Raw genomic sequence first — 11,554 nt, forward strand, 5'->3', positions numbered from 1 at the left:
CGAACACGGAAGTTAAGCTCTTCAGCGTTGATGATAGCCGGGGGTTCTCCCCCCGTGAAAGTAGATCGCTGCCGGGCACTAAAGCCTTTTTCTCTTACTTGAGAGGAAGGCTTTTATTATATGAAATGATTTAATAATTGAGGTTGACTATGTCTTCAAAGCCCTTTACAATAGTATTTGTGTCTAAATAAGTCATACATAAGCTTACATAGCTGAAACGTTTTATTTTATCTGCTTCCTTAGCTCAGCAGGTAGAGCGCATCCATGGTAAGGATGAGGTCACCGGTTCGAATCCGGTAGGAAGCTCCATTTAATTAAATGACAACGCCAGTCCGAAATGCCGGGCTGGCTTTTTGTATTCAGGCGGCTTTTAACAAAAGACGTGCTGGATAAAGATACTCCTTATTTTAAAAATTGGCGGAATAGGGTAAACTATACTCGTTCCGGCAAAAGAACGGTTACTGTTAAAGAAGCGGTGGTGAGGTTTAAGTGAGGAAAAAGAAGTACGCTGATTATGCTGAATTAAACGCTGTAGAATTAGAAGGTCGTGATTATGAAATACGTGTACTTCAGGGTCGCCGTAAAGCCCTGGCAGCTCTGGCTCCGCATGGGGGAGCTATTGAAGCAGGAACAAGTGAACTAGTCGAAGAACTTCACCACAGCTGTCACTTTTCCGCTTATGATTTTCGTGCCAAAAAACGTACCGGTAACAGAAGTCTGCATATCAGATCCACACGTTTTGATGAACCAAGAGCCCTCTTATTAGCTGCTGAAGCTTTATTTACAGTTACTCTTCATGGATACCGGGGAGAGGAGAAAAAAACCTATATAGGAGGACTGGATACGTCTACGGCAGACCTTATAGGTACAGAGCTGGCTGCTGCCGGTTTTAATGTGGATTTTGATCCCCCATCTGCTATAGAAGGAAAGTACGAAAACAATATATGTAATAAAAATGCAAGAATGCAGGGAGTACAGCTTGAGATCAGTTCAGCCCAGCGACGTGCTTTTTTCGCTAATGAAGACTTGCGCAGTGCAAATAGAGGCAACCGTCTTTCTTCTTTTTATACGTATGCTGAGGCGATTGGGAGAGCTGTAATACGGGCGGAAACCACCGCTCGCGTGAAAGAAATGCAGATGTCTGAATAAACAACGACCAGGCTGATTTAAAAGCCTGGCTATTACATAAAAAGCTGATAAAATGCGATCACCGCGTTTACAGCAAAAAGAAGACCAATAAGAAACCCTCCCAATAAAGATACTGTATTAACCCGTATCCGCGGGTCACGGATAGTAAGAGCTGCAGCCAGGGTTAAGGTGATGAGCGCTGAAAGATAAAATCCGAGTCGGAGTATTTCATGAGCGCTGTCCCCCAGTTTCCATGTCAGTGCCTGATAGATCATTCCCATTCCGAATATAAGCATTACTGTAAAGAAAATGATGCCAGCGCGTCGCAGAACAGACAGTTGAAGCACCTCCATTATTTATCAGTTATATGTATTTAAGTATGCTTGAAAACGAACCAGAGCGGACCCCGGCTTCGAGATTGCTTCCGGCTCTCTTCCGCCGCCCTTATAAGTATAACGCATGGGAATGATCCGTAATAATAATATTGGGACAGGAGAGGAGCATTTTATGTTTACGTACCGTATTCGTGAAGATCTCTATTTAAAGCTGCTGGAGCCATCAGATGCGCAGGCTGTTTTTGCGCTGACAGACAATTCACGGACTCATCTAAGACAGTGGCTGCCATGGGTCGATCATACCAATGAAGAAGAGGACACAAAAGCGTTCATCCATAGTGTGCGCCAGGGGTGGGCGGATCAAAAGCTTTTTTCAGCTGGTATCGTTTTTCAGGGAAGCCTTGCAGGTGTAGCCGGCTTCAACCGTCTGGATCATCAACACAGCCTTGGGGAAATTGGCTACTGGCTGGGAGAGGACTATCAGGGAAAAGGCATTATGACTGACGCTGCGAAAGCGTTTATTTCTTATGGCTTTGAACAGCTTGGCTTAAATAAAATCGTTATTAAAGTTGCCGTGGCTAACGAAAAAAGCAAGGCGGTGCCAGAGAGACTGGGTTTTAAGCAGGAAGGGATACTGCGGCAGGAGCACTGGCTGCATGATCAATACGTGGATATTGTAGTTTACAGTCTGCTGAATGAAGAATGGAAAATTTAAATGGTCGCAACTGCGCAGGGAAATATATTATAATAATGCAATGTGTGCAAATCCATAATTAGATTGAGGGGTTATTTTTGGTGATTGTAGTAAGTGGAATGATTGGAATTGGCAAAACGAGCGTCGCGCAAATACTTGGGGAAGGCCTGGATTCGAAAGTGTACTATGAGCATGTATCAGAAAACCCGATTCTTCCCTTGTTTTATCAGGCAGATCAAAAAGAAATTAATGAAAAAAGGTATCCATTTTTGCTTCAGCTCTATTTTCTCCGGACAAGGTTCCAATCGATCAAACAGGCTTACAAGGATGACGATGCTATTTTAGATCGGAGCATTTATGAAGACTGGTATTTCACAAAAATTAATCGTGATCTCGGAAATATTAACGATATGGAGTTTTCCATTTACGAAGGCCTGCTCGAAGAAATGATGAAAGAAATTGAAGGGCTTCCTTACAAAAAGGCGCCGGATCTTAACGTTTATCTGCGTGGCTCCTTCGAAACAGTAATGGACCGGATTTTCGAACGAGGGCGGGATTTCGAACAGGACGAGGAGCTGGTGGAATACTACCGGAAGCTCTGGGAAGGCTACGACGACTGGCTGGAAAATTACTATAGCGCGAGCGATACACTAATTGTAGATATGGATAAGACGGATGTCGTTCACAACCCGCAGGATGCTGAAGACCTGGTGGAACAGGTGAAAGATCTCATGCATGCGAAAAATAAGATATAGCCAGAATAAAGCTCCCGGGAATAAAGTCTCCGGGAGCTATTTCTTATATAACTAGAAAATTATGCAGGAAAAGTATGGGAAAGGAAAAATATTGAATATTATTGCATGACAATCATTGCATTAATATTTCAAAAAATTGTAATAGTTTACAGTCTTCTAACAACAATGTGTGAGACCTTGTAGTGCTGAGAGTCGCTACGTATACTAAGCCGTAAGCAAACATATCAAATAAAAAATCAGGAGGTGACAGCGTTAATTTATTAACGGGCAGAGTTTATACATATAGGAAACACAACCGTGCCTGAAAGTAACACTGTTAATAAACATAACGTGCACTATTTATGAAAAAATTTGTAATGAGCTCGGCAGTAGCGGCAGCTATTTTATTCGCGCCTTCAGTAGCGGATGCTTCCATCGGGGATCAGAACCTTAAATCAGGAATGAAGGATTCAGATGTTTCGGACCTGCAGCAATGGTTGAATGATAAAGGCTACGAAGCAGGCCCTGTAGACGGTGTTTTTGGTCCACTGACAAAGCAGGGTGTTGAATCTTTTCAGGCAGCGCAAAGCATCTCCGTAGATGGAGTTGCCGGGCCGGAAACGTTTGGGGAAATGAACTTAGGAGATTCGGTCTCCTCGAAAAGCAGCTCAGATTCCTCAGAGGATACAGCAGTAGCCGCAGAGTCTACATATAGCAGCTCTGGATTTGCCCTTCCGGCTTCCGGGCCAGTAACGTCTGAATACGGCCAGCGTGGAAGCGGATCCCATAATGGAATCGATATTGGGTACGGCGGCAGTTCAAGCATTTCTGCTTCTGCTTCCGGAACAGTAACCTATGCCGGCACTATGAATGGCTACGGTAATACAATTATTCTAGAGCACACTGTTAACGGACAAACGTACAATACCCTGTACGCTCATTTAAGATCCATTAACGTATCAAACGGGGAAGCAGTATCTCAGGGAGAAAGTATCGGTGTGATGGGTAACACCGGCCGGAGTACGGGCAGACACCTGCATTTTGAAGTACATGAAGGTGCCTGGAACGGGGCAAAATCAAACGCTGTTAACCCGCGTTCCTACGTTTCTTTCTAAACAAATATTAAAAACAGCGCAGCCTCTTAATCAGAGGCTGCGCCGTTTTTTTATACAAGTTATTCTTCAGAATCGCTGTTTCCTTCTGATTCAGAAGCTACATTATTTTCGATGTCTGCATCTTCACGCAGCTGCTCAGTATATTCCTGCTGCTGCTGCTGCTGTTTCTGTGATTCAAGCTGTTGTTCAAGCTGTGGACGAAGGTCCTCAAGAGAGCCTGCTTCTTCTCCCTGGCCTTGCGAAACCTGATCGTATAATTCTTCGACTTCTTCGTCAGAGACTTCTACATCTTCAAGCTCTTCGTCCAGGAGAGCCTGTATCTGCAGGGAAGTTCGTGCTTCCTCGCGCAGTTCTTCTTCTGTGTAGCCCTGTTCTTCAAGAGCCTGCTGGTATTCTTCATCAGATTCAAACTGTTCTCTGAGAGAGCTTACCTGCTCATCTACGTCTTCTTCATTAACCTCATAATCCCCTTCTTCAGCTTCCTGTACTAAAAGCTCCTGGTTAATAAGGGATTCAGCCGTTTGTTCTTTTAGATTTGCCTGAAGTTCTTCATTACTCTGGTCACCAGAGGCGGCAGCTTGAGGAGCATATTGCTCATAGTTAGTAGTGAAAATTGGTTCAAATTCGTCTTTGGTAATTTCTTCTCCATTCACGGTAGCGACTGTGTCAGGTACATCGCTTAAATCCGGTTCAGGTAAATCTTCTGCTTGTTCTTCACCGGAGGCCTGTTCTTCAGAGGATCCTTCATCTGATTCTTCCTGCTGGTTATTTTCTTCGTTGTTATTGGAGTTTTCCTCTGACTGCTGTTCTTCGTTTCCGTTATTGTTATCAGAGGAATTCTCCCCGCCGTCGCCGTTACTGCAGGCACCAACAATTGCTACCGACAGGGCGAGGCCTGTACTCAGAATCCATTTTTTGCTCACTCTGATTTCTCCTCTCCATTGTATGCTCTTCGGGCATTGTAACACACGTCGTTACTCCTGTATGCTTTAATAGTCTATAAAAATGTATAATTATTATGAAAACTTGTAAAAGAAGAAAAAAGTGTTGGAAGTTGCGGGAGATTGTATGGAAATCTCAAAATTTCCCGGGAAATGACCGTGATATTCCAGGAGAAAGAGGTGGACGGTCAGTATGGCTGCGTATATTATGCTTATTATGGTAGTGTTTTTTTATTCTGGAAATATTTTGGTAGGAAAGGCTATCAATGATCTTCCTCCTTTTACGATAGCTTTTTTCAGGCTGATTATTGCTTTTTTGTGCATCATACCCCTGGGATGGAAAAGCGCCTGGAAGGCAAGGAACTTATTTTGGAAGCATAGGCTGCCTCTTATTATTTTAACAGCTACAGGAGTCACGTTTTTTAATACATTCATTTATGGGGCACTCCAATTTACTTCATCGACTAATGTTTCTGTACTGGAAACAGTAATTCCGGCAGTAACCGTTTTATTAAGTACATATATTTTAAAAGAGAGGCTGCGCTATATTCAATGGATTGGTGTCGTACTATCCATCGTGGGGGCGCTGTGGGTAGTAATGAATGGGAAACTGTTTGCCGTAGCAGAAATGAACTGGAATGCCGGCGACGGTATTATGGTAGGGGCGGTGGCCTGCTGGTCCATTTATTCCATCGCTGTTAAACGTTATATGCATCTGTTTCCTCCCTACGGTGTACTGCTCGTAATGACAGGAGCCTCCATTATATTATTACTTCCTTTTATTACGGCAGAGTGGCTCCTTCTCGGTGTGCCTTCCTTCACCTTAAGCGAACAACTGCCAAGCCTTGCTTATCTGGGGCTTTTTCCAGGTTTCATCGCTCTATTGTTTTATAACCGGGCAGTAGACCAGCTTGGTGCCTCAAAAGCTTCAGTTTTCCTGAATTTTCTTCCCGTCGTTACGATGGCGGGGGCGGTGCTCTGGCTTGGAGAAACATTAACACCGGCTAAGATGATTGGGGCCCTGATTGTGATAGCCGGGGTGCTGCTTACCACACAGGGAAAACCAAAACGGTTTCCTGCAGAACAAACGAAAAAATAGTCCGTAAAAAGCTGCTTCTCCCGGATAGGGAGAGGCAGCTGTTAGTGTTCTTCGGGCGTCTCTGGGCCGGAGAGGGCTCGCTGGTAAAAAACAAGATCAAGCCATCGTTCAAACTTGTACCCGGCTTTTTTTACCGTGCCCACGTATTCAAAATCCTCCGTTTCGTGCAGATAGATGCTTCCCGGGTTGGAAGAGTCTATGCCGGCGATCATAGTGGCGAAGCCTTCCCGTTCCGCCTGGTCGATTAAGGCACGGAGCAGGGCACGGCCGATCCCGGCACCGCGGGCGCCGGGGTGAACATACACTGAATGCTCAATGGAGTATTTGAAAGCTGCCCAGGGACGGAACGGCCCGTAAGCAGCATACCCCTGGACCTTTCCATTCTGCTCATAAACAAAAACAGGAAGGCCGTTTTGCTTTTTTGACCGTAGCCATTCCAGCCGGTTTTCTGCCGAATAGGGATGGTAATCGTAGACAGCGGTCGTGTTTATGATTGCGTCATTATATATCTCGGTAATTGCGTGAATATCTGCTTCTTCAGCCTGACGGATGCTCATAGGAATTCCCCTTTCTCCGCTTAAAAATAATACAATTCCTTGCTTTTAGCAATCATTATGTATAAAGAAAGGAAGAGCAGGGAATATATTTGAAGGACCGTAAAGAGAATAGCCGAAGAGGCTAAATAGGAGGGAGAGCAAGATATGACACTAAAAGTAGTTTTTGATTCCGGGATCGCCGGTAGTGACCGCATTCAGGTGAATGATGAAATTACGCTGACGTATACGTGTGAGCATTATGAACCAATAGACGGCTCTCCATATTTTAAAGTGAATTTTGAAACAAAGGACCCTTTCGAACCGGAGAAGGGGACTGTCTATTTTGATGGTACAAATTCCAGAGTGGATAAGTACGGTCATGTGTTTTATCTTTTATAAAAAGAAGCTGCCTGTGCGGCTTCTTAGTACATAAGAACAAGTGGGAGTGCGGGCCATGTGGTTTATTTTAGCGCTGTTAAGCGCCGTGGTGTTTGGTTTTTCTTCTTTTTTCATGAAGGTTAATTCTTTTTGGCAGCTGCCGTTAACGCCTTTTTTGACAGGGCTCTACGCTAGCGGGAGCTTCGGTTTTCTGGTATATGCTTTAATGGAGGAATCCTTGCATATGAACCTCGCAGTGCTTTTTAGCGGGATAATGGTGGGGGCGGGGTCCACGTTCGGAAACCTTCTATACATGAAAGCTTTAAACGTTGGGCCAGCGAGTCTTTCCTCTCCGCTGGTAAATACAAACATTCTGCTGATTGTTCTCCTGGGTGTGCTGGTATACGGGGAGCAGATTGGAGCAGTGCAGTATGCGGGCATTGGTTTAATTATGGCAGCTATTGCTGTGCTTCCGTTGGATCCGAAGGAGGACTTCTCGATAAAAAGCGGCATATGGTATGGCTTTATTTTAACAGCCACATTATTTATGTTTTTCCGGAATGGAGGGCTGAAAATAACAGAAGAGGCCGGACTTGAGAATACGCCGGTATTGTTTACAGGCTATCTGTTTGGCATGCTGTATTCGTTATACGGATGGCGCCGGGAAAAGAAGCAGCAAGCCCGTGCCACTGCTCATATACATAGGAAAAAGGCCTTTAGGTGGGGGCTGGTTACGGGGGTCTTTTCGTTCGGAGGGATGCAGCTATATGCTGCCGCTCTTCGGGAAGGACCGGCAAGTATTATTTCTCCTCTGTTTGCAGCTCACGCGCTTTTAGTAGCGGTGCTTTCCATGCTTTATCTGCAGGAGCGCATTACCAGGTATCAGGCAGTAATCCTTGCAGTGGTTCTTATAGGGATTGTTTTTCTGCGACTGTAATACAAAAATCCGCCAAAAAAGGCGGATTTGGGCTTTATGCGCGTTCGCCAACGACAGCGAAGCGCTGGTGTTCATGAGCCGCTGTTTCCATTTCATCGACAACTGCCACCGCGTAATCCGCATAGCTGATATAGCTTTCCTGATTGCTGTTAAGCGGCAGTACGTCATGGGAGGTGGAATAAGATCCGGTGCGTTTGCCCTCTGCATCAAAATTTACAGCCGGACTGATAAATGTCCACCGTATGCCGGTTGTCTGCTGAAGGTCCTGTAAATTCCGGCTCTGCCCGTTAGCGGTGGGCTTTACCGCTTCGGGAAATTCCGGCGTTTCCACGACGCGGGTGGTTTTTCCGTTATCGGTAAACAGGCTGCCGGCGCCGCCCACAACGATGAGACGGGGAGCTGCAGCTTCCTGAATAATAGAAATCAGGTGCCGCCCGGCTTCTACATGTGCTTCTTCTTCCCCCAGTCCGGCTCCAAACGCATTCACCACCACGTCAAAGTCTGATACATCTGAAGCAGTTAAAGAAAAAAGGTCTTTTTCTTTTATATGCATGCTGCTCTCAGGAAGCTTCGAAGCGTCCCGGACGATGGCTGTCGTCTCTATGCCCCGGGCTTCTGCTTCTTTTAAAATATGTCTGCCCGCTTTTCCGGACGCTCCGATAATGCCTGCTTTCATACCTTTATCACACCTTTGTTTATAGTTTTTACAGCTGGCATATACGAGTAGAAAAGCTTTATACAAAGAGATGGGCAGTTACGTCCGCCAGGCTCTGCTTTTCCAGCTCGGCTTCCATAGCATTCTGTGCCCGCTTAAAGGATTCGTTGAGAGTGCTTTGAATATTTCGACCGACAGGACAGTCAGGGTTTGGGCTGCTGTGGGTGGAAAACAGCAGGTCCTCCTGCTGAACCGCCCGGTAAATATCAAGGAGCGTAATATCTTCCGGCGCTTTGGTGATTAAAGCACCGGAGATGCCGGCCTTCGTCTGCAGCAGGCCTGCCTGCTTTAGCATACCTGAGATCCTGCGGATAACGACAGGGTTTGTATTGACACTCGCTGCCATGTAACTGGAGCTTAGTCTTCGCTCCGGCTCACTTGCAAGCAGCGAAAGAATATGAACAGCGACAGAGAATCGTGTATTTATCATTGTTGTTGATCACCACCTGTAACTTAATGGTTTCAAAACGATCATAAAATAGCAGCTTATAAAAGTTCAGTACCATTTCTTATTTCGGCTTCCTGGCTTCAAAATTGAACGATGTTAGCCAAGTGCTTTTAACTATACCCATTTTCATCAATAATAGAACCAGAAATCGAGATGGGCCGGATCTCCTGAAAGGAGCAGTGTTCAGTGCTCGGCGTTTTCCGGTTCTACGTGCACGTGGACGTCATGTACACCGTGCTGCTCGATTAGAGCGTATTCGACTTTTGTAGCTGTGTTGTGTGCTTCCTGGATATCGAGTGAAGGATCCACAAGAATGGTAATATCCACCACGGTGTTGTTCCCGTAATTTCTTGCTTTAATATTCCGGACTTTCTGCACGTCGTACAGCTTGGAAATTGTTTCCCGGTAATCTTCAATTTTATTTTCATCGAACCCGTCGGTGAGCTGCAGGGCTGCGCCACGGAAAACATCCCAGCCTGTTTTAATAATTAATAAGCCCACAAGAGCAGCTGTCAGTGGATCGAGCCAATACAGCTGAAACTGAGCACCAATAATGCCAATAACTGTGCCGATACTCACCATGGCATCGCTCCAATTATCCTTAGCTGCAGCCATAATAGAGGGACTGTTAATTTTTTTGGATAAATTTTTGTTGTAGGTGTACACACCAAACATACAGACGGCGGCAAAAGCGCCGACAAATGCAGAAATTAAGCCGGGCGGCTCGGACGGTCCGGCGAGAATAGACTGCACCGCGCTCACAAATACCTGAAGACCGACAGCAAGCATAATAAAAGAAGTAAACAAAGAAGCCACCATTTCTGCTTTCCAGTGGCCGTAAGGATGGTCAGCGTCCGGCGGCTTCTGGGAATAGCGGAGGCCGAACAAAACAGCGATCGAAGCGATAGTGTCTGTTAAATTATTTAAACCGTCGGCGCGCAGGGCCGCAGAATTAGCCAGCTGGCCGACAGTGAGCTTTAAAGCAGAGAGAAATAAATAAGCGAAGATGCTGATGATAGCTCCCCGCTCTCCGCGTTTTAAATTACGAATACGTTCATCATTCATATGACCGGTCTCCTTGCGCAATTGATCGATCTATAGAGTAGCAGGAAAGCTGCCATTGAGTCTACAGCAACGTTTTTCTACAAAGGTATAAAAATGACTAAAGGGAAAGAAAGTTGCTTGATCGCAAAATACGTAATAATGTATAAAGTATAAGCTTTTTGTTCCCAATAGTCTGTAATATTTGTTATACTAAACCCATCAACCAGTTATATAACAATGAACCATTCGTTATGCTTGGGTGAACCGTGGGAAGAACCTATTAGCAGTAACGGGTGGCATCAGCTATCAAGGAGGCCAATAGAATGGTTGAAAGAAATGCAGACGTAGAAGAATTTTTAAATTCGCTCCCGGAACAGCAGAGTTCGATATTCCGCTACATGCGAGATGAGTATGAAGCATTGGCAGAGCGGGGGGAGCGGTTCGACGAAGCTAAGAATGACGAACATGTAGAAATTCTGGCCAGTAAAAAATTCGACGTCTCTCCTTTAGAAGCTGGCAACATTTACGCGACGGTAGAATCGCGTATTAATGCTTTTGAAGCCCTGCGTTCTTCGTAAAAAAACTCTAAAAGACCAACGACGAAAAAAACCTGCTGGCTCAGCAGGTTTTTTGTGTAGAGAAGCTGGAAAAAGACTGGTTTTGCTTAAATAATTCTCTGTACTGATAGGTCCGTCGTTCAGAAATAGCTGTTAAGAAGAGCAATCTTTCTGATACAATATACCCGTAGCTTTCATTAGAGGCGGAGGAACAAGGCATGAAAACGATCTTTTGCAGTCTGCTTTTTGTTATAGGGGCAGCTTTACTAATTAATGCATCATTTTTTGCACTTCCGCAAAAAACCGTAGCATCCCTTTTGACTCACCAGGATGAACCAAAAAATGCAGACGTTATCATTGCTCTCAGCGGTGATTTTGAACGTTTATACACAGTAGCTGATTTAATAGAAAAAGGCTATGCGGATAAAGTGATCTTAACCAATGGAGAAGATGGCAGCTTTAATGAAAATCTGGCTGTGCGGGCAGGAATACCTGAAGAAGCAATTATTATGGAAAATCAGGCAGTCAGCACTCATGAAAATGCTGTTTATTCAAAAGAACTTATGCAGGATCGGAATTTTGATTCTGCCCTGGTAGTAACGAGTGACTACCATATGAAACGGACCAAAATTCAATTTGATGATGTGATGGCAAATACGGGTATTACTTTGGATTACGTCCCTCATGTGCATGCGGAGGAAGCCTGGGGGCCCAAGCACGTACAGCTTTGGAAGGAATTTTATAAACTGACGGGTACTATAGGGATCGAATCGTGGGACCGTATGTCATAAAAAAACGAGCAGATACTTTCTGCTCGTTTCAGATTGTAGACAAAGGCCTCCGAAAATGAATTTCGGAGGCCTTTGTTTGTGCCATTGAGGGAGAAAGAAGCC

At 45.0% G+C, this 11,554-nt stretch carries 14 protein-coding genes, 1 tRNA gene and 1 rRNA gene; 11 read left to right on the forward strand and 5 right to left on the reverse strand.

Annotation, left to right across the window (positions count from 1 at the left end; genetic code table 11):
* The 6 genes from rrf to ACTRXH_RS15830 form a co-directional block, all read left to right on the forward strand.
* Positions 1-77, forward strand: a 5S ribosomal RNA gene (gene rrf / locus ACTRXH_RS15805); the annotation flags it as partial.
* Positions 78-233: 156 nt separating this feature from the next.
* Positions 234-309 (forward strand) — tRNA-Thr (locus ACTRXH_RS15810).
* Between the two features lie 180 nt (positions 310-489).
* Entirely contained in the window at positions 490-1,149 is a 660-nt protein-coding gene (locus ACTRXH_RS15815) for a poly-gamma-glutamate hydrolase family protein (RefSeq protein WP_474260840.1), read from the forward strand.
* Positions 1,150-1,635: 486 nt separating this feature from the next.
* Entirely contained in the window at positions 1,636-2,178 is a 543-nt protein-coding gene (locus ACTRXH_RS15820; RefSeq protein ID WP_474282998.1) for a GNAT family N-acetyltransferase, read from the forward strand.
* 80 nt (positions 2,179-2,258) lie between these two features.
* Positions 2,259-2,912, forward strand: coding sequence for a deoxynucleoside kinase (locus tag ACTRXH_RS15825; protein ID WP_474283000.1), 654 nt, complete (start codon positions 2,259-2,261; stop codon positions 2,910-2,912).
* A gap of 341 nt (positions 2,913-3,253) precedes the next feature.
* Complete coding sequence (locus ACTRXH_RS15830; RefSeq protein ID WP_474283002.1) at positions 3,254-4,006, forward strand: peptidoglycan DD-metalloendopeptidase family protein; 753 nt, start codon at positions 3,254-3,256, stop codon at positions 4,004-4,006.
* A gap of 59 nt (positions 4,007-4,065) precedes the next feature.
* Here the strand turns inward: ACTRXH_RS15830 and ACTRXH_RS15835 are convergent, their stop codons facing one another.
* Complete coding sequence (locus ACTRXH_RS15835) at positions 4,066-4,929, reverse strand: SurA N-terminal domain-containing protein (RefSeq protein WP_474278135.1); 864 nt, start codon at positions 4,927-4,929, stop codon at positions 4,066-4,068.
* A gap of 211 nt (positions 4,930-5,140) precedes the next feature.
* Here ACTRXH_RS15835 and ACTRXH_RS15840 point away from each other — a divergent pair, with 211 nt between their 5' ends.
* Entirely contained in the window at positions 5,141-6,046 is a 906-nt protein-coding gene (locus tag ACTRXH_RS15840) for a DMT family transporter (RefSeq protein WP_474260845.1), read from the forward strand.
* Positions 6,047-6,087: 41 nt separating this feature from the next.
* Here ACTRXH_RS15840 and ACTRXH_RS15845 read toward each other — a convergent pair whose 3' ends face one another.
* Positions 6,088-6,603, reverse strand: coding sequence for an N-acetyltransferase family protein (locus ACTRXH_RS15845; RefSeq protein ID WP_474260846.1), 516 nt, complete (start codon positions 6,601-6,603; stop codon positions 6,088-6,090).
* Between the two features lie 144 nt (positions 6,604-6,747).
* On the opposite strand from ACTRXH_RS15845, the gene ACTRXH_RS15850 reads away from it, so the two are divergent.
* On the forward strand, positions 6,748-6,981 hold the full coding sequence (locus ACTRXH_RS15850) for a hypothetical protein (RefSeq protein ID WP_474260847.1): 234 nt from the start codon (positions 6,748-6,750) through the stop codon (positions 6,979-6,981).
* A 55-nt stretch (positions 6,982-7,036) separates the two neighbouring features.
* The gene (locus ACTRXH_RS15855) at positions 7,037-7,897 is read left to right on the forward strand and encodes an EamA family transporter (RefSeq protein WP_474260848.1); all 861 of its coding nucleotides are present in this window, start codon (positions 7,037-7,039) and stop codon (positions 7,895-7,897) included.
* Positions 7,898-7,931: 34 nt separating this feature from the next.
* Here the strand turns inward: ACTRXH_RS15855 and ACTRXH_RS15860 are convergent, their stop codons facing one another.
* From ACTRXH_RS15860 to ACTRXH_RS15870, 3 genes are all read right to left on the reverse strand, one after another.
* Positions 7,932-8,573, reverse strand: coding sequence for an NAD(P)-dependent oxidoreductase (locus ACTRXH_RS15860; protein ID WP_474283004.1), 642 nt, complete (start codon positions 8,571-8,573; stop codon positions 7,932-7,934).
* Between the two features lie 58 nt (positions 8,574-8,631).
* Positions 8,632-9,042: an Rrf2 family transcriptional regulator gene (locus ACTRXH_RS15865; RefSeq protein ID WP_474260851.1), complete on the reverse strand. Its 411-nt coding sequence runs from the start codon at positions 9,040-9,042 to the stop codon at positions 8,632-8,634.
* Between the two features lie 201 nt (positions 9,043-9,243).
* Positions 9,244-10,125 carry a cation diffusion facilitator family transporter gene (locus ACTRXH_RS15870; RefSeq protein ID WP_322526588.1) on the reverse strand — a complete coding sequence of 294 codons (882 nt, stop codon included), beginning with the start codon at positions 10,123-10,125 and terminating at the stop codon, positions 9,244-9,246.
* 302 nt (positions 10,126-10,427) lie between these two features.
* Between ACTRXH_RS15870 and ACTRXH_RS15875 the strand changes: the two genes are divergently transcribed.
* Positions 10,428-10,682: a hypothetical protein gene (locus ACTRXH_RS15875; protein ID WP_022794243.1), complete on the forward strand. Its 255-nt coding sequence runs from the start codon at positions 10,428-10,430 to the stop codon at positions 10,680-10,682.
* Positions 10,683-10,879: 197 nt separating this feature from the next.
* The gene (locus ACTRXH_RS15880; RefSeq protein ID WP_474260852.1) at positions 10,880-11,452 is read left to right on the forward strand and encodes a YdcF family protein; all 573 of its coding nucleotides are present in this window, start codon (positions 10,880-10,882) and stop codon (positions 11,450-11,452) included.
* Positions 11,453-11,554: the final 102 nt, after the last annotated feature.

The sequence above is a fragment of the Marinococcus sp. LNHM5E3-2.1 genome (assembly GCF_056034365.1).